This is a genomic window from Clostridium sp. C8 (assembly GCF_001010885.1).
Taxonomy (GTDB): domain Bacteria; phylum Bacillota; class Clostridia; order Clostridiales; family Clostridiaceae; genus Clostridium; species Clostridium sartagoforme.
The window spans coordinates 37,475-62,209 of sequence record NZ_LBMX01000091.1; the positions used below are offsets into that span (position 1 = coordinate 37,475).

The 24,735-nt window shown below is 29.6% G+C and carries 23 protein-coding genes; 10 read left to right on the plus strand and 13 right to left on the minus strand.

What is annotated here, in order from left to right; genetic code table 11:
- Positions 1–60: 60 nt before the first annotated feature.
- From sdaAA to AAT22_RS14340, 4 genes are all read right to left on the minus strand, one after another.
- Positions 61–939 (minus strand): L-serine ammonia-lyase, iron-sulfur-dependent, subunit alpha, encoded by an 879-nt coding sequence (gene sdaAA, locus AAT22_RS14325; RefSeq protein ID WP_047001730.1) that lies wholly within the window; start codon positions 937–939, stop codon positions 61–63.
- 1 nt (position 940) lies between these two features.
- Complete coding sequence (gene sdaAB, locus AAT22_RS14330; protein ID WP_047001731.1) at positions 941–1,621, minus strand: L-serine ammonia-lyase, iron-sulfur-dependent subunit beta; 681 nt, start codon at positions 1,619–1,621, stop codon at positions 941–943.
- Positions 1,622–1,924: 303 nt separating this feature from the next.
- The gene (locus tag AAT22_RS14335) at positions 1,925–2,560 is read right to left on the minus strand and encodes a hypothetical protein (protein ID WP_047001732.1); all 636 of its coding nucleotides are present in this window, start codon (positions 2,558–2,560) and stop codon (positions 1,925–1,927) included.
- A 115-nt stretch (positions 2,561–2,675) separates the two neighbouring features.
- Positions 2,676–4,331, minus strand: a complete 1,656-nt coding sequence (locus AAT22_RS14340) for a nucleoside kinase (RefSeq protein ID WP_047001733.1) — start codon at positions 4,329–4,331, stop codon at positions 2,676–2,678.
- 171 nt (positions 4,332–4,502) lie between these two features.
- Between AAT22_RS14340 and AAT22_RS14345 the strand changes: the two genes are divergently transcribed.
- The 10 genes from AAT22_RS14345 (at position 4,503) to AAT22_RS19575 (ending at position 15,684) form a co-directional block, all read left to right on the plus strand.
- Complete coding sequence (locus tag AAT22_RS14345) at positions 4,503–5,198, plus strand: DUF421 domain-containing protein (protein ID WP_047001734.1); 696 nt, start codon at positions 4,503–4,505, stop codon at positions 5,196–5,198.
- Positions 5,198–5,578, plus strand: coding sequence for a DUF4363 family protein (locus tag AAT22_RS14350; RefSeq protein WP_047001735.1), 381 nt, complete (start codon positions 5,198–5,200; stop codon positions 5,576–5,578). The genes AAT22_RS14345 and AAT22_RS14350 overlap by 1 nt, the downstream gene beginning before the upstream one ends.
- A gap of 306 nt (positions 5,579–5,884) precedes the next feature.
- Entirely contained in the window at positions 5,885–7,108 is a 1,224-nt protein-coding gene (locus tag AAT22_RS14355; protein WP_047001736.1) for an argininosuccinate synthase, read from the plus strand.
- 1 nt (position 7,109) lies between these two features.
- Positions 7,110–8,510, plus strand: coding sequence for an argininosuccinate lyase (gene argH / locus AAT22_RS14360; protein ID WP_016205950.1), 1,401 nt, complete (start codon positions 7,110–7,112; stop codon positions 8,508–8,510).
- The gene (gene argC / locus AAT22_RS14365; protein ID WP_047001737.1) at positions 8,498–9,532 is read left to right on the plus strand and encodes an N-acetyl-gamma-glutamyl-phosphate reductase; all 1,035 of its coding nucleotides are present in this window, start codon (positions 8,498–8,500) and stop codon (positions 9,530–9,532) included. Before argH ends, argC begins: the two co-directional genes overlap by 13 nt.
- A gap of 111 nt (positions 9,533–9,643) precedes the next feature.
- Entirely contained in the window at positions 9,644–10,864 is a 1,221-nt protein-coding gene (gene argJ, locus AAT22_RS14370; protein ID WP_047001738.1) for a bifunctional glutamate N-acetyltransferase/amino-acid acetyltransferase ArgJ, read from the plus strand.
- Between the two features lie 14 nt (positions 10,865–10,878).
- Positions 10,879–11,736 (plus strand): acetylglutamate kinase, encoded by an 858-nt coding sequence (argB, locus tag AAT22_RS14375; RefSeq protein WP_172655027.1) that lies wholly within the window; start codon positions 10,879–10,881, stop codon positions 11,734–11,736.
- A gap of 11 nt (positions 11,737–11,747) precedes the next feature.
- On the plus strand, positions 11,748–12,905 hold the full coding sequence (locus AAT22_RS14380; RefSeq protein WP_047001739.1) for an aspartate aminotransferase family protein: 1,158 nt from the start codon (positions 11,748–11,750) through the stop codon (positions 12,903–12,905).
- A 454-nt stretch (positions 12,906–13,359) separates the two neighbouring features.
- Positions 13,360–14,280, plus strand: coding sequence for an ornithine carbamoyltransferase (argF, locus tag AAT22_RS14385; RefSeq protein ID WP_047001740.1), 921 nt, complete (start codon positions 13,360–13,362; stop codon positions 14,278–14,280).
- A gap of 222 nt (positions 14,281–14,502) precedes the next feature.
- Complete coding sequence (locus AAT22_RS19575; protein ID WP_278245067.1) at positions 14,503–15,684, plus strand: 3D domain-containing protein; 1,182 nt, start codon at positions 14,503–14,505, stop codon at positions 15,682–15,684.
- Between the two features lie 157 nt (positions 15,685–15,841).
- Here AAT22_RS19575 and AAT22_RS14395 read toward each other — a convergent pair whose 3' ends face one another.
- The 9 genes from AAT22_RS14395 to AAT22_RS14435 form a co-directional block, all read right to left on the minus strand.
- Entirely contained in the window at positions 15,842–17,041 is a 1,200-nt protein-coding gene (locus AAT22_RS14395; RefSeq protein WP_016205957.1) for an acetate kinase, read from the minus strand.
- Positions 17,042–17,059: 18 nt separating this feature from the next.
- Positions 17,060–18,067, minus strand: a complete 1,008-nt coding sequence (pta, locus tag AAT22_RS14400; protein ID WP_047001741.1) for a phosphate acetyltransferase — start codon at positions 18,065–18,067, stop codon at positions 17,060–17,062.
- A 58-nt stretch (positions 18,068–18,125) separates the two neighbouring features.
- A complete protein-coding gene (locus AAT22_RS14405; RefSeq protein ID WP_047001742.1) occupies positions 18,126–18,542 on the minus strand; it encodes a MaoC family dehydratase in 417 nt (138 codons plus the stop codon).
- A gap of 18 nt (positions 18,543–18,560) precedes the next feature.
- On the minus strand, positions 18,561–19,742 hold the full coding sequence (locus AAT22_RS14410; RefSeq protein WP_047001743.1) for an acetyl-CoA C-acetyltransferase: 1,182 nt from the start codon (positions 19,740–19,742) through the stop codon (positions 18,561–18,563).
- A gap of 10 nt (positions 19,743–19,752) precedes the next feature.
- Positions 19,753–20,475 (minus strand): beta-ketoacyl-ACP reductase, encoded by a 723-nt coding sequence (locus tag AAT22_RS14415; protein WP_047001744.1) that lies wholly within the window; start codon positions 20,473–20,475, stop codon positions 19,753–19,755.
- A gap of 140 nt (positions 20,476–20,615) precedes the next feature.
- Positions 20,616–21,191, minus strand: coding sequence for a TetR/AcrR family transcriptional regulator (locus AAT22_RS14420; RefSeq protein ID WP_047001745.1), 576 nt, complete (start codon positions 21,189–21,191; stop codon positions 20,616–20,618).
- 67 nt (positions 21,192–21,258) lie between these two features.
- Positions 21,259–22,074 carry an alpha/beta hydrolase gene (locus tag AAT22_RS14425; RefSeq protein WP_047001746.1) on the minus strand — a complete coding sequence of 272 codons (816 nt, stop codon included), beginning with the start codon at positions 22,072–22,074 and terminating at the stop codon, positions 21,259–21,261.
- Positions 22,075–22,098: 24 nt separating this feature from the next.
- A complete protein-coding gene (locus tag AAT22_RS14430; protein WP_047001747.1) occupies positions 22,099–23,430 on the minus strand; it encodes an acetyl-CoA hydrolase/transferase C-terminal domain-containing protein in 1,332 nt (443 codons plus the stop codon).
- 84 nt (positions 23,431–23,514) lie between these two features.
- The gene (locus AAT22_RS14435) at positions 23,515–24,729 is read right to left on the minus strand and encodes an ABC transporter substrate-binding protein (protein ID WP_016205965.1); all 1,215 of its coding nucleotides are present in this window, start codon (positions 24,727–24,729) and stop codon (positions 23,515–23,517) included.
- Between the last annotated feature and the right edge of the window lie 6 nt (positions 24,730–24,735).

Here is a 24,735-nt window from a genome sequence, read left to right on the forward strand (position 1 = left end):
AAACTGTGAACTGTGAATTGTGCACTGTGAACTAAAAGAGATTGCTTCACAATCCCTTTACTATTCTCCATAAACCTTTTTCTTCAACGCCAGTCCTGCCTTAGTTACTGCAACTCCACCAAGAGCTGTTTCTCTTAATTCAGCTGGTAAGCTTCTTCCTACCTTATACATTGCTGATACAGTGTCATCAAAAGGTATTTTTGATTCTACCCCTGCCATAACTAAGTCAACTGTACATAATGCACTTATAGCTCCTGAAGCATTTCTTTTAGCACATGGAATCTCAACTAATCCTGCAACTGGATCACAAACTAATCCTAGTATATTTTTAAAAACTATAGCTCCTGCATCTAAGGACATTTTAGGTGTTCCACCCATCATTTCTACAACAGCTGCTGCTGCCATTGCTGAGGCTGATCCACACTCTGCTTGGCATCCACCTTCTGCTCCTGCAAATGTAGCGTTTCTTCCTATAATCATTCCAACAGCTGCTGCTGCAAATAATGCTTTCATTAGTTCTTCATCATTTTTATTAAGTTTTTCTCCTGCTGTCAATATTACTGCAGGCAAAATTCCACATGAGCCTGCTGTAGGGCAAGCAACTATTTTTCCCATAGATGCATTAACTTCTGAGGATGAAAGTGCCATGGACATTGCTAAAACCATAGTGTCTCCTGTTAAGGAATTTCCTGATTTTAAGTATTGCTGCATTTTATATGCATCTCCACCTATTAAACCACTAACTGAAAATATTTCTTTTTCTCTTGCTTCTGATGCTGCATCTTTCATGACATCTAATGTTTTTTTCATTTTCAAAAATACTTCTTCTCTTGATAAATCATTATCTTCCATTTCTCTTATTATTGCATACTCACTTAATGAAATTGACTGCTCTTCACATATATGTATAAGTTCTTCTCCTGATTTTGCTATGTCCAAACTACTCACCTTCTTCCACTTTATTTATAAGTATTACTTGTTCTATTCCTTCAACAGCTTTAATTTCTTCAATTAAATCCTTTGAAATTTTACTATCTACTTCAAAGGTCATAGTAGCATTTTTTCCTTTTTGACTTCTTCCTAAATTTAAAAAGGCTATATTAATTTTATGACTATATAAGATATTAGTTACTTTTGCTACAGTTCCAGGTATATCTTTATGTGAAGTTATTATAGTAGCATATGCTCCAGTAAATTTAACTTTATTTCCATTTATTTCGACTATCTCGATATTTCCTCCACCTACTGAACTTCCTATAACATCGCAACTTTTTCCATTTTGACACTTCATCAAAAATCTAACAGTATTAGGATGATAATCACCTAAATCTTCATCCCTAAATGTTATTTTTATTCCCTTTTCTTTTGCAATTTCAAGAGAATCCCTAAGCCTTTTATCTGATGGATCCATTTCCATTATTCCTGCAACTAATGCTCTATCTGTACCATGGCCTTTATAGGTTTTGCCAAAAGATCCATGTAATAAAAAAGTAACTTCTACAATTTCATCCCCTGCAATTGCACGTGCAACTTTACCTAATCTTGCTGCCCCTGCTGTATGTGAAGAAGAGGGGCCTACCATTATAGGTCCCAATATATCAAAAACACCCATGCTACTCATTGTTACCTCCATTTTCCAGTTGAAAGCTAATAATTAATAATCATATCAGCACCATCCACTGGCTTCATCTTTTTTTATTGTCAGAAATATTATATATATGTTTCAATTAATAATCTACATATTTAAGACAATATAATGCTAATAGTTAGTATATTTACTTCAGTTTGTATTTCATAATTCAAAGTCTTATCTAGTTGTTAATTAATAACTATTCACTGTGCCTTGTAATCTGTTCACGGTGAACTAATTAAAACTATTATTTATAAAATACGCTTCCTCCAATGAATTCACGTAAGGTACAGTTTAATTGAAAAGCTTAACTAAACTTACGCTATATATTTTTATTAAATATGGACTTTCTTTAAAATAAATATCGTATTTCTTCTTATTCTTTATAAATTGAATATCTGTTACATAATCACTTTGTTTTCTTACCTTAATTTCATCTATTTCATGTTTTTTATACTTTAATATATTATTTTTTCTTATGACTTCAAGTTCATTTATATCAATATTATAAATAATATTATTCCTATTAGAGCTTCTATAAAAATAAGCTATTATAACTAAAATAGGAATCATCACTAATAACATTATTTCTAATCTAAATCTCATAATATTTGTTATCATATACGGTATCCACCAGATAAAAATTGATAAACTTTGGTTTGTAATTTTAGTATAATTAAATAATATATTTTCTTTATTTAATTCTCTTCTTAACTCATCAAGCTTACTTCTTTCACTCCATAAAAGCGAATTTATACTAATAGAATAAACTCTACCACTATAAGTTAGTATCCCTAAAACACTTTCATCATAAAATATACTTCTAATATCACTCTTTTTTATAATATACTTCTTAAATAACTTTTTATAAATAACATTGCTATCATTTACCTCTAAAATTATTTTCCCATAATCACTTTTTAATACCATAAAAACCCCCAAGTTTATTTCAGTTCACAGTTTACAGTTCACAATTCACAGTTTTCTCTAATTGTTAATTAATAACTGTGCACTGTATCTTGTGAACTGTGACCTAATCTAAATATTAGTATTTATAAAACACGCTTCCTCCAATGAATTCTCGTAGGATACTATTGGTTGGAACATAATCTTTATCTATTTCTTTAAAAAATCCTAAGAAAGATTTTAATCTGCTTGCTTCTAAATACACTGGACTATCTTCACTAATTTTATCTAACTCTTCTAAAGCATATTTTTTTAATACACATAATTCATAAACTAAGGTAGAGTTAAACATTACATCTGCTTCTTCTTGAAAAACGAAAATATTTTTTTCCTCACCTCTTCTAATAGATGGCCACATCTTTAATGTATCCTCTCCCCCATATCCTCTTGATAAGTAATCTCTAACTATTCTTCTTACTCTTCTTATATCCGTTGTTGCAATTCTATTATGATTATCAAGATTTAATTGTGTTAATGCTGATATATATATTTTAAATTTCTGCTTATCTGAAATAGATGATGTTAAAATAGGATTTAATCCATGAATTCCTTCTATTAACAGAACTCCATTACTTGGAAGAATAAGTTTATGACCTATCCATTCTCTTTCCCCTTTTCTGAAATTATACCTTGGAATTTCTACTTCTTCTCCCTTTAACAAACTGCATAAATGTTTATTAAATAAATCTAAATCTAATGAATATACACTTTCAAAATCATATTCTCCATTTTCATCCTTTGGAGTATGATCTCTATCTACAAAGTAATCATCTAACGATATAGGAATTGGCACGTACCCATTTACTCTAAGTTGCACTGATAATCTATTAGCAAAGGTTGTTTTACCAGATGAACTTGGTCCTGCTATTAATACAACTTTTGTTTCTTTTCTTTCATTTATCATATCTGCTATTTGAGCAATTTTCTTTTCATGAAGGGCTTCTGAAACCATAACTAAATCTCTGAATTCTTTATTTTCTACTTTATCATTTAATGAACCAACTTCACCAACTTCTAAAATATTAAGCCATCTTTCTGTTTCTATAAATATTTGAGACAACTTCCTATTTTCCTTAAAATCTGCTACAACATTTAAATCATTCTTTTTAGGATATCTTAATACAAAGCCTGGTTCATAATACATTAAATCAAAAGCTTTTATAATTCCTGTTGAATATGCCATCTGGCCATAAAAGTAATCATACCTTCCATCTAATTCATATAACTTAACATTTTCAAAATTCACATGATTTAACAATGAAACCTTATCTTCCATGCCATATCCTGTAAATATTTCAATGGCTTTTTCTCTTTTAACTTTTATCCTTTTTATTGGAATATCTTCATCTATAAGCTCCTTCATACGAACCTTTATCTTATCTATATCTTCCTTATTCAATACTTCTTCCTTATGAAGTTCACCAAACACACCCTCTCCAATGCTATGCTCAATTGTTATAATTGAATCATCATAAAGATCTAATGTAGCTTTTATAAAAATGAATTGTAGAGTTCTAGTGTAAATTTTATATCCTATTGGGCTATCAAATTCTATTAATTCTATTTTTCCATCTCTATATATTTCGCGAAATAATTCATAATAATCTTTATCTAATCTGCATAATGCTATTTTAGTTGAATCAATATTTAAAAAGTTTTCTATAAATTCCTTATAAGTAGTTCCTTTGTTAACCAAATGTTCTTTGTTTTTATAAATTATTTTAAAAGTATTCATTCCTCGTCCTCCTTGAAATAAACTTTGTCAATATTTTCTAAACATCTTTATTTAATATTATATACTGTATATGAAAAAAATCTATAAAATTTCCTACTATATTAATCTTTATTAATATAAGAATAAACTTGTTAATTTATACGAATACTATGTTTTATGAGGTGATTTTACATGTTTATTGTACTAATAAGAACCATTTTTCTTTATGTCTTAGTAATACTTGTGATTAGATTAATGGGAAAGAGACAAATAGGTGAATTACAACCTTATGAATTTGTAATTACTATAATGATTTCAGACTTAGCTGCTTTACCTATGCAAGATACAAGATTACCTTTAATATTAGGAATTATACCTATTATTACTTTACTATTTATAAAAACAGTGTTATCTATAATTCAATTAAAAAGCCAAAAAGCTAGAAAAATTTTAGAAGGTGAACCTTGTATATTAATTACTAGAGGTAAAATAAATTTTGAAACATTAAGAAAACAACAAATTAATTTAGATGAACTCATGGAAGAAATAAGACTTGCTGGATATTTTGATTTAAGTGAAATAGAATTTGGAATATTAGAAAACAATGGTCAAATGTCATTTTTAACTTCTGATAAATCTAGAAAAGATTCTTCTAATAATAATTCTAATAATAAAACTAAAGAAGTTAAACCTCAATTACCAGTCATCTACATACTAGATGGTAAAATAAATAAAAATGCTTTAACATCTTGTGGTAAAACTGATGATTGGGTTAAAAGTGAATTAAAAAAACACAATATAAATTCAATTAAAAATGTTTTAATTGCAATGACAGATACAAATGGTAAATTTGTTTATCAATTACATAATAATAAGGAGGTAAAATAATGAAAAACAGTGTTATTTCTGTACTCCTTTTTATAGTATTAGTTTTTTCATTACTATTTCTTAATAATGAATTTGTATCTCTTTGTGATGATATAATCATGAAATGCGAAGAAATTGAAGTTTTATTAGATGATAAAAATGAATTACTAGCATATGAAGCTTCAGTTGAGTTATTAGAATTTATAAAAGAAAGAGATTCAATTCCTGCTATATACTTAAATCATGCAGATTATGATTTTCTTATGAATGAATCTTTAAAGCTCTCTCTTTATATAGAGGGAGATGATAAAGCTGAATCCTTAGCAACTCTCCATGTACTAAGATATAATGCTGAACATCTAAAAAACTTACAAAAACCTGATATTAAAAACTTATTTTAAACTTTAATATAATTAACTTATTTAACATAATTTCAATTAAACTATAGCAAAGCTAAGAATAAAGTTGCTATAGTTTTTTATTTATATTCACTAATGCTTATAAAAATTCATTAAAGTATATAAAAATCCTTCATTTTTAAATTTTTATACATAAATATTGAATAAATATAAAATTATTTATTGCATAATTATACCTTAAGTCGTATAATTATAAACATAGCTTTTATTGGATTAAAAAGCAATTATTAAATGTACTTAATTTTTGGGTAATAAAAAAGTTATAAATATATAAGGGGGCTTAATTATATGAAAAAATTTAACAAAGTTGTACTAGCTTATTCTGGAGGACTTGATACCTCAATAATCATCTCTTGGCTTAAAGAAAATTATGGCTGCGAAGTTATTGCTGTTGTTGGAAATGTTGGACAAAAAGATGAATTAGTAGGTTTAGAAGAAAAAGCGATTAAAACTGGAGCTTCAAAATGTTATATCGAAGATTTAACTTCTGAATTTGTTAATGATTATATTTTTCCAACTATTCAAGCTAATGCAATATATGAAGGAAAGTATCTTTTAGGGACTTCTTTTGCAAGACCTATTATAGGAAAAAGATTAGTTGAAATTGCACTTGCTGAAGGTGCAGATGCAATTTGCCATGGTTGTACTGGTAAAGGAAATGATCAAGTTAGATTTGAACTTGCTGTTAAAGCCTTTGCACCAGATATGGATATTATAGCTCCTTGGAGAATTTGGGATATTAAATCAAGAGAAGAAGAAATAGAATATGCTTTAGATAGAAAGATTCCTATTTCAATAAGTTATGAAACTAATTATAGCAAGGATAAGAACTTATGGCATTTAAGTCATGAAGGTTTAGATTTAGAAGATCCAAATAACGAACCTAAATACGATAAAATCTTAGAATTATCTAATACTTTAGAAAATGCTCCAGATAAAGCAACTTATATTACATTAAAATTTGAAAAAGGTATTCCAGTTGCACTAAATGGTGAAGAAGTAGATGGTGTTACATTAATAGAAAAACTTAATAAAATTGGTGGAGAAAATGCCATTGGAATAATTGATATGGTTGAAAATAGATTAGTTGGTATGAAATCAAGAGGTGTTTATGAAACTCCAGGTGGAACTATCCTATATAGAGCTCATAAAGATCTTGAAGAAATTTGTCTTGATAAAGAAACTTCTCATTATAAAGAGTTAGTTGCTTTAAAATTTGCAGAATTAGTTTACAACGGTCAATGGTTTACTCCACTTAGAGAGGCACTTTCAGCCTTTGTAAGTAAGACTCAAGAAACTGTAACTGGTGAAGTAAAACTTAAATTATATAAGGGAAATATAATTAATGCTGGAATGACATCTCCTTATTCATTATATAGTGAAGAATATGCAACCTTTGGTGAAGATGCTGTATATGATCAAAAAGATTCTGCTGGTTTTATAAATTTATTTGGTCTACCTATAACTGTTAAAGCAAAAATGAATGAAGCTTTAAAAAAGGCTGGTAAGTAAAATGAAGCTTTGGGGTGGACGTTTTGAAAAAGGAGTTAATTCATTAGTTAATGACTTTAATTCTTCAATTAGAACAGATTCAAGAATGTATAAAGAAGATATTCTTGGTAGCTTAGCCCATGTAAAAATGTTAGGAAGACAAAATATTATTTCTAATGAAGATAGTATAAAAATAGCAGAAGGTTTAGAAACAATTTTAAAAAGATTAGAAAATGGAGTTATAAAAATTAATGAAGCATCTGAAGATATTCATAGCTTTATAGAGGAAACTTTAACTTATTATATAGGTGAAGAAGGTAAAAAACTTCACACTGGAAGAAGTAGAAATGATCAGGTTACTTTAGACACTAAGCTATATCTAAAAAAATATCTTATAGATATTGCAAATGATATTATTTCTCTTCAAGAAACACTTTATAAAAAGGCAAAAGAAAATATTTATACTATAATGCCTGGATATACACATATGCAAAAAGCACAACCAATTACATTTGCTCATCATCTTCTTGCCTATTGTGAAATGTTTAAAAGAGATTTAAGCAGGCTGCTTGATTGCTATAAAAGATTGGATGAAATGCCTTTAGGAAGTGGAGCTCTTGCAACTTCTACTTATAATATAGACAGGCTTTCAGTAGCAAATGATTTAGGCTTTGCTTCTATTACACTAAACAGCTTAGATTCTGTTTCTGATAGAGATTATGCAATAGAGTCATTATCAAATTTATCTATGATAATGATGCATCTATCAAGATTTTCTGAAGAAATTATTATTTGGGCCACTAATGAATTTAATTTTATAGAATTATCTGATGAATATAGTACAGGTAGTAGTATTATGCCTCAAAAGAAAAATCCAGATGTTGCTGAACTAGTAAGAGGTAAAACAGGAAGAGTTTATGGAGACTTAATAACTCTTCTTACTGTTATGAAGGGACTTCCACTAGCTTATAACAAAGATATGCAAGAAGATAAAGAAGCATTATTTGATGCTTTAGATACAGTAACTATATCTCTTAGGACTTTTAATGGAATGTTAGACACATTAAAAATTAACAAAGAAACTATGAAAAAAGGCGCTTCTATGGGATTTACAAATGCTACAGATGTTGCTGATTATTTAGTGAAAAATAATGTACCCTTTAGAACTGCTCATGAAATAGTTGGTGAAATAGTTCTTTATTGTATAAAAGAAAATATTGCAATTGATGATCTTTCATTAGATAAGCTTAAGGAGTTTTCTCTTGTTTTTAAAGAAGACATATATGAAGCAATTAGTTTAACAACTTGTGTTGAAGAAAGAAAAGTATTAGGTGGACCTAGCTCCTCTTCAGTTAAAATACAGCTAGATTTACTTTTAAAATCAATAGAAAGTACTAAGGAGGCATTACAATGCTTAAAGTAGGAATAATTGGTGCAACTGGATATGTAGGCGCTGAATTAATTAGACTTTTACTAAATCATTCTAAAGTTACTATTGAAGCTATAAGTTCAATTTCTTATGAAGGTGAAGAAATTTCTTCTATATATAAAAACTTTTATGGAGTTACAAACTTAATATGTGAAAATCAAGAAGAAGTTATAGAAAAATGTGATGTAATATTTGCTGCTTTGCCTCATGGGCTTAGTGAAGAAATTGCAGAACTTGTTAATAAAAACAATAAAATCCTTATAGATCTTGGAGCTGATTTTAGATTAAACAATGAATATGAGTATGAAAGATGGTATGGAAAAAAGTTTTTATATAAGAATCTTCACAAAAGTAGCATTTATGCCCTACCAGAGCATAATAGAGAAAAAATTAAAGAACATAAAATAATTGCTAATCCTGGATGCTATCCAACATCAATAGAGCTTGGGTTAATGCCATTATTAAAAAATTCATTAATTAAACTAGATAATATAATCTGTGATTCAAAATCTGGAGCTACTGGAGCAGGTAGAGGACTTACTTTAAAATCACACTATGCTGAATTAAACGAAAACTTTTCCCCATATGGAATAGGAAGTCATAGACATATCCCAGAAATAGAACAATGTCTTTCAGATATAGCTGAGGAAGAAGTAAAAATAACTTTTACTCCTCACCTACTTCCAATAAATAGAGGTATTTTATCAACAATTTATTGTACTCCAAATAAAGAAGTTAATATTAAAGAAATTCATAAATTATACTGTGACTTTTATAAAAATGAATCCTTTATAAATGTTCTTGAACTTGGAGATATAGCTTCTATTAAAGATGTTAAATATACTAACAATTGTAATATATCACTACACTTAAACCATAGAGATGATGGCTTAATAATAGTAAGTACTATAGACAATATGATAAAAGGCGCTGCAGGACAAGCAATTCAAAATATGAATATTATTTTAGGATTAAAAGAAACAGAAGGACTTAAATTAGTTGCAACATGCAACTAATTCAGTTCACAGTTCACAATTCACAGTGCACAGTTATTTTTTTAGTTGATTCTTTACAACTGTGAACTGTGAATTGTGAACTGCCAACTAAATAAAAAGGGGGTTTTTCAATTGCAATTAATAAATAATAAAGGTATTACTGCTCCTCAAGGTTTCCTTGCATCTGGAATCCATTGTGGGCTTAAAAAAAATAATTTGAAGTTAGATTTAGCCCTTATATACTCAAATGTTCCAGCTACCGCTGCTGGTATTTATACTAAAAATAAAGTTAAAGGGGCTCCTATATATATAACTAAAGATCATCTATCAAATAAAAAGGCTCAAGCCATCATAATAAATAGTGGAAATGCTAATACCTGTAATGGTGAGGATGGATTAGCTAAAGCTAAAAAAATGACTGAACTTCAAGCTAAAGCTCTTAAATTAAAAGCTAATGATGTTTTAGTGGCATCTACAGGGGTTATAGGCATCCCACTTAATATAGATGCTATAAAAAATGGCATACCATTACTTACTGAAAGATTATCTAAGGATGGCTATGAAGATGCTGCAACTGCAATAATGACAACAGACACATACAAAAAGCAGCTAGCTTTTGAATTTACTATTGATGATAAAAAAATAACTATAGGTGCAATGGCAAAAGGTTCTGGAATGATAGAACCAAACATGGGTACAATGCTTTCATTTATAACTACTGATTTGAATATTTCCGGAGAAATGCTTCAAGAAGCTTTAAAAGAAAGTACTAAAATTAGCTATAACAGGGTAAGTGTTGATGGAGATACTAGCACAAATGATATGGTATTAGTAATGGCTAACGGATTAGCCAATAATAAAAAAATTCAAGAAAAAGATTCTAATTACTACTTATTTTTAGAGGTTTTAAATACTCTTAATATAACTTTAGCAAAAATGATAGCTAAAGATGGTGAAGGTGCTAGTAAACTAATTGAATGTATAGTTTACAATACTAAATCACTTAAAGATGCTGAAGTATTGTCTAAAAGTGTTATTAATTCACCATTAGTAAAAACAGCTATCTTTGGAAGTGATGCTAATTGGGGGCGAATTTTATGTGCTCTTGGATATTCTGGTATAAACATAGATCCTAATAAAGTAGATTTATCATTTAAAAGTTCAGTAGGAATAATAGATGTTTGCAAAGGTGGCATGGGATTATCCTTTGATGAGGTAAAAGCAAAAGAAATATTATTAAATGATGAAATAACTATTTATATAAATATGAATACTGGTCAATATTCTTCTACAGCTTGGGGCTGTGATTTAAGCTATGACTATGTAAAAATCAATGGCGATTATAGAAGCTAAAGAAAGGTGTGTATATTTTGAACTACATTGAACATGCAAAAGTATTAACACAAGCACTACCATATATTCAATCTTTATCTGGAAAAATAGTTGTAATAAAATACGGTGGAAATGCAATGACAAGTGATGAACTTAGAAAAAGTGTAGCAACTGATATTGTTTTACTTCAATGTGTTGGTATAAAACCAGTTATAGTTCATGGTGGAGGTCCACATATTTCAGAATTTTTAAATAAAATAGGAAAAGAAAGTAAGTTTATTGATGGACTTAGATATACAGACAATGAAACTGTAGAAATTGTAAAAATGGTTTTAGGTGGGAAAGTTAATAAAGACTTAGTTAGCTTAATAGAAAGCACAGGGGGAAAAGCACTTGGCCTTTGTGGTATGGATGGATCATTTATTAAAGCTAAAAAAATAGAAAAATCTGTTGATCTTGGATATGTTGGAGAAATAACTAGTATAGACATAAATATTATAAATACAGCTATTGAATCTGGCTATATTCCTGTAATTGGATCAATTGCAATAGGTGAAGATTGTACTCAAGTATATAATATAAATGCTGATATTTGTGCTTCAAAAATATCCTCGGCACTAAAAGCTGAGAAATTAGTTTTATTAACAAACGTTCCTGGATTAATGATAGATCCAAGTGATGAATCTACATTAATATCATCCTTAAAACCACATGAAGTGAAAAAACTACAAATGGATGGAATAATTAAAAATGGAATGATTCCTAAAATAGATTGCTGTGTAGAAGCTGTAAGAATGGGAGTGAAAAAGGCACATATAATAGATGGCACACTTCCCCACTCAATACTATTAGAACTTCTTTCAAAAGAAGGTATAGGAACAATGATATATTAGGAGGTTTTTATATGTCAACTGATTTATCTTTAATGTCTACTTACTCATATCTACCTGTAAATTTAATTAAAGGAAATGGATGTTTTCTTTATGATGATAAAAACAATGAATATTTAGATTTTACAAGTGGAATTGGTGTAAATAGTCTTGGTTATTATAATTCAAAATGGGTTGAAGCCGTTAGTAATGCTGCTTCTACTCTACAACATATATCAAATATATTTTTAAATAAAACAACTTTAAATCTGGCTGATAAAATAACTAGTCTATCTGATATGAGTAAGGTATTCTTTTGCAATTCTGGAGCTGAAGCAAATGAAGGTGCTATTAAATTAGCTAGAAAATATAGCTTTGATAAGTATGGAAATAAAAGAAATAAAATATTAACATTAAAACAGTCCTTTCATGGAAGAACATTAGCAACCTTAACTGCTACTGGACAAGATAAATTTCATAACTACTTCTTCCCTTTTGTTGAAGGTTTTGACTACTTTAGTGCAAATGATATAGAAGATTTTAAAGAAAAGCTTTCTAATGATGTTTGTGCAGTTATTATGGAATCAATTCAAGGTGAAGGTGGAGTTTATCCCCTTGACTATGAATTTGTAAATGAAGTTTATAAAATATGCAACAAACAGGACATTCTTATGATTTTTGATGAAGTTCAATGTGGAATAGGACGAACTGGAAAGCTATTTGGATATGAACATTACAATATCAAGCCTGATATTGTAACTATAGCTAAAGGACTTGGAGCTGGATTACCTATTGGAGGATTTTTATGTAATGAAAATTTGTCAAATGTTTTCAAAACCGGTGATCATGGTACAACCTTTGGTGGAAATCCAGTAGCTTGTGCTGGTGCATTAGTAGTTTTAAACAATATATGTACTCAAGAGAAATTAAATGAAATCACCGAAAATGGTGAATATCTTATGAATTCACTAAAGAATATAAATTCTAATTTAATTAAAGATATAAGGGGCAAAGGACTGATGATAGGAATAGAAACAGAAATACCATCATCAGAAATACAACAAAAAGCATTAGAAAAAGGGCTTCTACTACTAACTGCTGGTAAAAACGTAGTTAGACTACTTCCACCTCTTGTAATAACAAAAGATGAAATTAAGAAAGCAGTGGAAATACTAAAATCAATTTTTATTTAATTCACAACTGTAAAAAAAATTGCGAAGCAATTTATACAGTTCACAGCGCACAGTTCACAGTTGTTTTGATTTTATAGGGAACAGGTGTCAGGTAACAGGCTCAATTATAGTTTGCTACACTTAAATAAATTTTAATGTCACTCACCAATTATTTTTACAAATAACTTAATTTATTATTAATTTAAATTCTTAATATAAGTTGGCGAAGGTAAATAGAATATGTGAAATAAGCATATAGCGAGAAATTAGAAGTACTTGGTGAAGGAAGAACTACTCTGCCTTAGTGTTGTTGGTTTGTCTGAGCGCAGCGAGTTCAACCAAAACTCTTGGCATAGCAGTTCTCCGATCCTAGTACTTCTTTTCGTAGCTATTTAGCTTATGAAACATATCTATTTATCGTAGCCTTTATATTCGCATTTTATATCAATTGTTAATAAAAAAAGGGGGGCTTTTAATGAATAAAGACTTATTGAAACTGGAGGATTTATCTAAGGATGAAATTCTTGATATTTTAAATCTTGGGGATCAATTAAAATATGAATTAAAGCATAATATTACACATCATCATCTTAAAGGAAAAACACTTGGAATGATTTTTGAGAAATCTTCGACTAGAACTAGAGTTTCTTTTGAAGTTGGTATGTATCAACTTGGAGGTTACCCATTATTTTTAAGTTCAAATGATTTGCAAATTGGACGTGGGGAACCTATCCAAGATACAGCTAGGGTATTATCTAGGTATTTAAATGGAATAATGATAAGAACATTCTCTCAAAATGAAGTAGAAAGTTTAGCTGAATGTTCAAATATTCCTATAATAAATGGGCTTACAGATGACGAACACCCTTGTCAAGTTTTAGCTGATTTAATGACTATACGAGAAAAGAAAAATATTTTAGATGGATTAAAAGTTGCTTATATAGGTGATGGAAATAATATGGCTCAATCTCTTATTATTGGCTGCTTGACTGTTGGAATGAATATTTCATTAGCAATACCTGATGACTATATGGTAACAAATTATTATATAAATAAAGGTACTGAAATCGCTAAAAATAATGATTTAAATTTCAAAATAGTTAATAATCCAAGAGAAGCTGTTCTAGATGCCGATGTAGTAATTACTGATGTTTGGGCAAGTATGGGAAAAGAAAAAGAGGTTAATGAAAGAATGATGGCTTTTAAAGGATATCAAGTTAATTCTGAACTTATGTCTCTTGCAAAAAGTGATGCTATTGTACTACATTGTTTACCTGCTCATAGAGAAGAAGAAATAACCGAAGAAATTCTTGAAAAACATTCAGATACGATTTTTGAAGAAGCTGAAAATAGACTTCATGTTCAAAAAGCAATATTAGTTAGACTTATGAAATAAAACCCACTGAAAATGAAAGAATGAAAAAGTGAAGAGTGAAAGAGTTGAGGAAAAAATCATTAACTTTTCACTCTTTCACTATTCGCTAATAAATTGCTTTGTGACTTTTCTATTACAAACTTGCCAATCTTTGATATTTATTGTAGGATATAAAATATCAAAGAATATTATATGAAATCCATCATATAATTGAATGTAGCCTTTGCTTGATTTTAATTGGAGGTGTATATTTTGGCAAAAAGAACTTTATTATCTGCAAGCATGGTATTATTGTTACTTTTAAATAATACTAATATAGCATTTGCAGAACCTAATTCTTCGGAAACACAAGTTATCCAAGATAATAAAGTTAAATATGAACAATTAGATGAGGATACTTTAGAGCTAGATACTGAAATAGCTAAATTAAATATTGAAATAGAAGGTCTTAATTCTAAGCTAGATGAAAATAACTCTGAAATCCAAGATACTGAAAATGAAATAACAACTATTAACCATAAAATTGAAGAAGCAAAGCTAGAAATTGAGGACAAGCAAAAAACTATTGATGGACGTGTTCGTTCCATGTATAAAAGTAATATGGCTACAGATATGATTGTTTATTTAATAACTTCTGAAAATATATTTGATATGTTGGATAGAGTCCAAACCATGAGTAAAATAATTTCAGTAGACAAAGAAATGATTTTAGAAGTAAATGAGAAAAGAGAATCTCTTGATAAAAATGCAAATGAAATTCAAAAAAAACAAGATAATTTGCTTCAATTAAAAAAATCTATTGAAACTAATTTAAATGAAGTAAATAATAAAAAAGAAACTCAACAAAAACTTTTAGATGAATTAAACTCAAGAAAAGATGAAATTATGGCTATAATTGAAGTAAATGAAGAAAATTTAGTTTCTTATCCATTGTCAATTATAAACTCAGATTCCTCATCAATTTCTGAAATTCAAAATGCTATTAATACACTACAATATATGTTGCCTCAACTTAACAGTAATTATGTCATAGATTTAGTAAATGCTGCTATTGATTCTGGTAATTATATAATTTCTTTAAGCGAAAGTAATCAGGCAACTTCCAATTCAGTGGAAAATTCCAGTGGGTATTTATCTACATATTCTATGATTGCAACAGCTTATACTGGACATGGCATTACTGCAATGGGTCTTAAGCCTGTCCGTGATCCTAATGGATTAAGCACAGTTGCTATTGATCCAAGTGTTATTCCTTTAGGTTCTAAAGTTTATGTTGAAGGTTATGGCTATGCTATTGCTTCAGATACAGGCGGCGCAATTAAAGGAAATAAAATAGATGTTTATATGAATTCTAATGAAGAATGCTTTGCTTTTGGTCGAAGAACAGTTACAGTCAATGTTATTGCATACCCTGGACAATGGTAAATATCTAAAACTTAATATACAGACATTAAAAGCTAAATATTAAGTTTGAATACTAATTTAATTTATAAGTAAAAATAAAGGATGTAGTTTAAGGGGTTTTTATTAGTTATCTAATAAAACTATATATCTACATCCTTTTATATATAAGTATTGAGAGCTAAATATTATTTAGAACTTCTAATGTTTCATTTGCTATCATTAGTTCTTCGTTAGTTGGAATAACAAATACTTTAACTTGAGAATCTTCAGTACTTATTTCAACTATCTCTCCTCTTACGTCATTCCACTTATCATCAATTTTTATTCCTAAGAAATCCATTCCTTCTAAACAAGATTTTCTTGTTATACTTGAATTTTCACCTATACCTGCTGTGAAGATAATTGCATCTACTCCACCCATATGTGCAGCATAAGCAGCTATTTGACCTCTTATTCTGTAATAAAAAATATCTAAAGCTAATTTTGCTCTTCTATTTCCCTCTAATGCAGATTTTTCTAAATCTCTAAAATCTGAACTAACTCCAGATATCCCTAATACTCCTGACTTTTTATTAAGAGAATCACTTGCTTCTTCTGGCGTATATCCACACTCCTCAATTAAGAATGTGGATATTGATGGATCAATATTACCGCATCTTGTTCCCATAGCTATTCCAGCAAGAGGAGTAAAGCCCATAGAAGTATCTATAGATTTACCATCTTTTATTGCACATATACTAGCTCCATTTCCTAAATGACAACTAATTATTTTCATATCTTTAATATCTCTGTTTAATACTTCTCCAAGCTTTTGTGAAACATATTTATGAGAAGTTCCATGAAATCCATATTTTCTTATACCATATTTCTCATACAAACTATACTCTATAGGATATATATAAGCTTCCTGTGGCATAGTTTGATGGAATGCAGTATCAAATACTGCTATCATAGGAGTATTTGGCATTAATTCTTTACATGCTTTTATTCCTGTTATATTAGGTGGATTATGAATTGGTGCTAATTTTATACATTCCTCTAAATGACATAAAACTTCATCATCTATAAGAACTGAATTAGAATATTTTTCTCCACCATGAACTACTCTATGGCCTACAGCATAAATTTCATTTATATCTTGTATAACACCATATTTTTTATCCAGCAATGTTTCCAGAACTATATTAATAGCCTCTTTATGATTTGTGAATTTTCCATTTACAACATACTTTTTTCCAATAGGATTCTTATGAGTTAATACAGAGTCAGCTAAGCCAATTCTTTCAACTAAACCTTGGCACATAACCTCCTCAGTATTCATCTCTATTAGTTGATATTTTAATGATGAACTTCCACAATTAATAACTAGTATTTTCATATTTTATCTTCACCTCTACTACAATGTAATTTTTGATTGGGATTGTACAGAAGTCAAAACTACTACATTTACTATATCCTCTACTGAGCACCCTCTAGATAAATCATTTATAGGTTTAGCAAACCCTTGACATATCGGTCCTATAGCTTCAGCATTAGCAAATCTTTGTACAAGTTTGTATCCTATATTACCTGATTGCAAATCTGGAAATATTAAAACATTAGCTCTTCCAGCTACACTACTATTTGGTGCTTTTTGCTTTGCAACTTTTTGTACTATTGCAGAATCTAGCTGTAATTCTCCATCAATTAATAAATCTGGTCTCATATTCTTAGCTAGTTCTGTTGCCATTCTTACTTTTTCCACTGTTTCATGATCTGCTGATCCCATAGTTGAAAAACTTAACATTGCAACTCTTGGCTCTATTTTACAAACATTTCTTGCTGTATCTGCTGTTGCTATTGCTATTTCTGCAAGTTCTTTATAATCTGGATTTGGATTTACAGCACAATCAGCAAATAATAACATCCCTTCTTCTCCATAACATGAATTAGGAACCATCATTATAAAGAAACTCGATACTACTGAAACACCTTTTAAAGTTTTTATTACTTGAAGCCCCGGTCTTAATAAATCTCCTGTTGTATGAATTGCTCCCGATACCATTCCATCTGCATCATTACATTTTACCATCATTGTACCAAAATATAGCGGATCCCTAACTATGCTCTTAGCTTTTTCTATAGTCACTCCCTTATTTTTTCTTAACTCGTAAAACTTCTCTATATAATATTGAAGTTTATCTGATTTTTCTGGATCTATTATATCTATTTCATCAATATCTGCATTTAATTTTTTTGCCTTATTTAAAATAGTTTCATAATTACCAATTAATATAGGATGTGCTACATTTATATCTTTTATTTTACTAGCAGCTAATATAGTTCTTTCCTCTTCTCCTTCTGGTAAAACAATCTTCTTTATATTCTCTTTAGCAAGTTCATATAATTTATTTAAAAGTTCCATGTCTTTCCCCCTAATGTTAGGATATTTTTATAAAGACTATATATAAGTTGTAAAAATATTATTTAGGAGGCATTACTACGGCCTTTCCTTTAACTACAACTTCGCCTCTTTGGTTTGTACAAATTGTTTCAAGAGTTATTCTATTTTTTTCTTCTAATTTTTCAATAACTTCCACTGTTGCTGTTATAGTATCTCCAAATCTAACTGGAGATGTAAATTTTAATTCCTGTGAAAGATATATAGTTCCTGGACCAGGAAGCTGCATTCCAAGAACAGTTGATATATATCCAGCTGATAACATACCATGAGCTATTCTTCCCTTAAACATAGTGTCTTTAGAATATTCTTCATTGAAATGTGCTGGATTTAAATCACCACTCACACCTCCAAATAAAATTACATCAGCCTCACATACTGTTCTGCTATAACTAGATTTATCTCCTAAATTTATTTCATTTATAGTTTTACCTTTCATATTAATCCTATCCTCCTATTACTCTCTTTCAACCAATATTGCAGTTCCCATTCCTCCGCCTATGCAAAGTGTGGCTAATCCTTTTTTAGCATCTCTTCTTTGCATTTCATGAAGTAATGTAACCACTATTCTGGCACCTGAACAACCTATAGGATGTCCTAATGCTATTGCTCCGCCATTTACATTAACTTTAGATAAATCTAATTCTAAATCATTGACTACTGAAATTGATTGTGCTGCAAAGGCTTCATTAGCTTCAATTAAATCTAAATCCTTTACTGTCCAATTTGCCTTTTTTAAAGCATTTCTAGTTGCTGGCACAGGTCCATAGCCCATTATTGATGGATCTACTCCCGCTGAACCATATCCTCTTATCGTTGCTAATGATTTTAATCCTAAATTATCTGCTTTTTCTTTACTCATTACTATAAGAATAGCTGCTCCATCATTGATTCCTGATGCATTTCCTGCCGTTACAGTACCATCTTTCTTAAAAGCAGTTTTTAACTTACTTAATTTCTCTAAAGTTACACCTGGCTTTATATACTCATCTTTATCAAATATACTAGGTTCTCCCTTTTTATTTGGAATTTCAATTTTAACTATTTCCTCATTAAATTTTCCTAACTCTTGAGCTTCTATTGCCTTTCTTTGGCTTTCTACGGCAAATTTGTCTTGTTCTTCTCTTGATATGTTCCATTTTTCTGCTATATTTTCTGCTGTTATACCCATGTGATATTTATTAAAAGCATCTGTTAATCCATCTTCTATCATCGTATCTACTAATTTCCCATGTCCCATTCTTTGTCCAAACCTAGCTGAAGGAATTATATATGGGGCATTACTCATACTTTCAGTTCCTCCGCATAAAATCACATCAGCATCTCCTAGCATGATTTCTTGTACTGCTAAGGTAATTGATCTGAGCCCTGATCCACAAAGTTTATTTAATGTCATACTTGGTACTTCAACTGGAATTCCTGACTTTACTGATATTTGTCTTGCTATATTTTGCCCAAGCCCACTCCCAAGAACATTTCCTATTAATACTTCATTTATTTCTTCTGGGTTTATCTTTGCTCTCTTTATAGCTTCCTTAGCTGCAAATACTCCTAAATCTACAGCAGTAAACTTAGATAAACTTCCTCCAAAACTTCCAATTGGAGTTCTTACTGCTGATACTATAACTACATCTCTCATATTCATCCTCCTACAATCTCATTCCACCATTAACTGATAAATTATGTCCTGTTATATATGATGATTCATCACTAGCTAAGAATAAAACTGCATTTGCAATTTCCTCTGGCTCTCCAAGTCTTCCAAGCATAGTTTTTCCTCTCATATTCTCTAATACCTTTTCTGGTACAGTTTTCATCATATCTGTATTTATATAGCCGGGTGCTACTGAATTAACTCTTACCTTTGCCCCTTTTCTTGCAAATTCCTTAGCCCAAGTCTTTGTCATTCCTATTACACCTGCTTTTGTTGCAGCATAATTAGTTTGTCCAACATTACCATACTCACCAACTATAGATGCTATATTAATTATTGAACCTATCCCTTGTTCCATCATGTGAGGTCCTACTAATTGTGCAATATTAAATAATCCCTTTAAATTAACATTTATAACTAAATCCCACATTTCTTCTGTCATTTTTTGAATTAATGCATCTCTAGTTATTCCTGCATTATTAACTAAAATATCTACTCGTCCAAATTTCTCTATTATAGTATCAAAAAATACTTTTATTCCATTTCTATCTGTAACATTTACTTCATATCCATATATATTCTTATTTTCATAAGGTAACTTATTCATATCAACAGCTATTACTTTAGCTCCTTCTCTAGCAAAGGTCTCTGCAATACATCTTCCAATTCCTTGAGATGCTCCTGTAACTATAGCAATTTTATTTTCTAATCTTAACATTTTAACCCTCCATATTTGTAAGTACTTACTTACATATTGTTTTAAAAAAATTAATCCTTCCTTTTGGAGTAAGATTAATTAATTTTATTTATTAATATATTTTTTAAATTTTGTATGAATTTCTAATTGTAGAATATTGATTATAATTTATATAATGCAATAAATTGTCTTGTATGTTCTTTAACTAAATCTTCCCATGATATTTTTGTTATGGTGTTATCACTTAATAGCTCAACTGTAAATGCTCCTAAAAGGCTATTAATTAATGTTACAGCCATTATCTCCGGATTTCCCTTTGTTATATTTTCTTCATTTAATTTTATAAAGTATTCAATAAGAACACTTATTAACTTTCTTGAAAGCTTAAGTTTAACAAAATCTTTTTCATTATCTGCAAGCTTCATTTGAACTTTATAAAGTTTAGTATTTTGAACAAGTAAATCATAAATTCTCTTTGAAATTAACATCATACTATCTTCAAAATTTAATTCTTCTGTATCATTTAATATATAATCAACATGAGAATCTACTACATAATGTTCCGTAGTTACTTGAAACAAGTTACTTTTTGACCCAAAATGCCTAAAAATAGTTAATTCATTTACTCCTGCTTCCTCTGCTATTTGCTTTGTTGTAGTCGGATAATATCCCTGCTCAGAAAATAACTTTAATGCCACTTTCATTATCTTTTTACTTGTATCATTGTTGTATTTCATTATTTTTCTCCCTTTCAGCAGTTTAGTTATATAGTAAGTACTCTCTTACATTCTTTATATTACTATATTATACTATTTTTATTTCTTTCTCAACAAATAAATATCCTTTTAATATGTTAATAAATTCATTAGGCTTTTCATACATAGATGCATGCCCACATTCTCTTATTAATATATATTGGGAATTAGGAATACCTTTGTAAATATCCTCCTGCTCTGCAACTGGAGTTATAAAATCATATTCACTGCTTACTATTAATGTACTTATATCAATTTTATTTAGCTTTTCTTTAACATCATATCCTTCTGCACTTTTTATAAGTCTTATCATCGATATAAGAAAGTCTTCTTTAAATACTTTATATAAAATTTCTCTTCTTTTATTCATCCAATCTATATTTTTATTATAAAAACTTGGTGAATATATTATTGGTATTGTTACATTATAAAATGTTTCTGCATCTTTTGTTTCCGCTGCATTAATCCATCCTCTTCCAATATCTTGGAGCCATGAATTTGTGTTACTTGTAGTGTTAAATAATATTAATTTATTTAATAAATTTTTGTACTTTAGTGCAAATTGAAGTGCTACTTCTCCTCCATAGGATATTCCGAATAAATTAATTTTATTTAATTCTAGTTTATCTATTACTGCCTTGACTACTTCAACTTGTAAATCTTGTTTGTATAAGCTATCCATTTTGTCTGATTTTCCTTGATCTAGAAAATCTAAAAGTACAACTTTATTATTTCTACTGAGTTCTGGAATAAAAGCTTTCCAACTCATATGTGACATCATTATACCATTTAAAATTACTATAACTTCTCCTTCTCCATGAACTTCATAATAAATGTTTTTTTCATTATATTTTATAAAAGGCATATTAACACCCCCAATTAAACTTTTCTAAATTAGACCTAGCCTCTTTGCACTATTTAAAAGTTCTTCCTTAAATTTTGGATGAGCTATATTTATTAATCTATAAACTCTCTCACTAATAGTAGTTCCTCTTAATTCTGCTATTCCATATTCAGTAACAACCATATCAACATCATTTCTTGATAAACTTACAGCTGCCCCTGGTTTTAAAAATGGAACTATTTTCGATATTTCTTCTCTTTCACCAGTGTCCTTATTTTTAACCATAGCTGTTGAATACAAAGCTATAAAAGAACGTCCATTTTTTGATCTTTGTGCTCCTATTGCTGTATCTGCTTGTCCGCCAGTTCCGCTAAATTGTATTGTTCCTATTGATTCTGACGCACATTGTCCTGTTAAGTCTATTTCTATTGTTGTATTTATAGAAACTTGATTATCATTTAATCCAATTATATATGGATCATTTGTCCAATGTCCATCCATTATCATAACTGATGGATTATCATTTATAAAGTCATACAATTCTTTTGTTCCAAGAGCAAAAGCTGCTATATGTTTTCCTTTATATAAATTTTTATTTTTGCCATTTACTGCACCTGATTTTACAAGTTTCATCATACCTGTTGTAAACATTTCCGTATGAATTCCCAAGTCCTTTTTGTTAACTAATGAAGCTGCAACTGCATTAGGTATTCCACCAATTCCTAGTTGAATACAATCACCATCATTAATCCTATCTGATATAAACTTACCTATCCTTAAATCTTTTTCATTTGGCTCAACATCTAAAAGTTCTGGAACATCATAATTTGTTTCTATCATATAATCTATATCATTTATATGAACCTCTACATCTCCAAAGGTTCTTGGATAGTTTGGATTTATCTCTAAAATTACTAACTCTGCTTCCTCTATCATTCTTTTTTCATATACATTGCTTAAAGATAAAGAAACATATCCATGTTTATCTGGCATAGTTGCAGTTCCTATAAATATATTTGGCCTTTTATGAACTAATCTTTTTATTGCGGCTAAATGTAAATGGTTGGGTATAAATGAAATATTTCCATTCCCATGTGCTTTTCTCATTGCTGCGGTATAAAACCATCCATCCATTTTAAATGATTCTTTATAGCTTGGATTTATAAAATATTCTGCCATTTCTATAGGTAAGCATGTTGTTACTGTAACATCTTTCACTCTATCAGATATATTATGCAAATTTCTTAATATTTCTCTTGGTTCTGCTGCTGCAAGAGCAGAAACTATAATATCTCCAGTTTTTATTTTGCCTAATGCCTCTTCAATAGTTATATATTTCCCATTAATTACGTCTTTTGATTTAACTGTTTGTAACATATTAAACCCTCCTATAAGTTTTTTATACTATCAGCCAAGATTTCTTATGTGTTTCTTGGCTGATAGACAAAACATAAAGATAATTTATTTTCCTAATATATCATTTATACTCTTAAATCCAATATATGGAGACCAACCTATTGCACTTTTTATATCCATTTTTACTAAAGACATTTCTTGTGTACCAAGTCTCTTGCCATCCGCAAAATCTATGTTACCTCCAAAAGGATTCTTTATTGGCTCTTTTTCCATAGCCTTTATATAATTTTCCCAAGTTATTTCTCCATCGACTTTTTCTAAGCCTTTTACAAAGAAATCAGCCGCTATCCAACCAGTCATAGCATACGCATTTGCTGAAAAATCTTCAGTTGATGCTTGTTTAACCCATTTTTGAAATTCTGCCATTGCTGGAGTTGTTACATCTACCCAACAATTACTATAAATTTCAAATTTATCAGCTACATCTGATTTTATTGCTTCAACCATTGTTTTATCGCCATTTACGTAAGTAGTTATAGCTGGTTTTGTATTTCCTTGCTTAGCTAGTTCTTTAGCTATTTGAGGGAAAGTTCCTTGAATCCCAGCTATTATTATTGCATCTACATCTGAGTTCTTAATTTTAGTTACTGCTGCTGAAACATCTTCTGCTCCTGGCGCAACTTGCTCACTTATAACTTCAACTCCGCCCATGTTTTTAGCTTCTGTTTCAACACCCTTAACTAAATCCTTACCTGCATCGTCATTAGTGTAGATTACACCTATTTTGTCTGCCTTAAATTCTCCCTTTGCCCAAGCAGCCATTATACGACCTTCCATTGGATATACAGGTTGTACTGGAAATATATTATCACCTTCACCTTTTGTAGCATTTTCGTTATATAATATTCCTGTACCTGTAGCAAAATAAACTGAAGGGATGCCTATTTCTTTAAGGTCATCTAGTGTTGCTCCTACAACTGGAGTTCCAAAGTGCCCTACTATAGCAAATACTTTCTCATCATTTACAAGCTTATCTAAAATAGCTTTTCCTTTTTCTGGATTGAACTCGTCATCTTGATGAACATATTCTATTTTTCTTCCTTTAACTCCTCCCCCTTCATTTACCATCTTAAAGTAAGCTTCAATACCAGCTTTAAATGGAACTCCTACTGGAGCAAATGCTCCTGAAGTAGCTATACTATTTCCTACCTTTATTGATGTTTCAGTAACACCTTGTGCTGCTTCCTCTTTTTTGCCACAACCAGCAAAAGTCATTGTTAAAGTAAGCGAAGCTAAAAGCAATGCAATTTTTTTTCTCATAAAAAT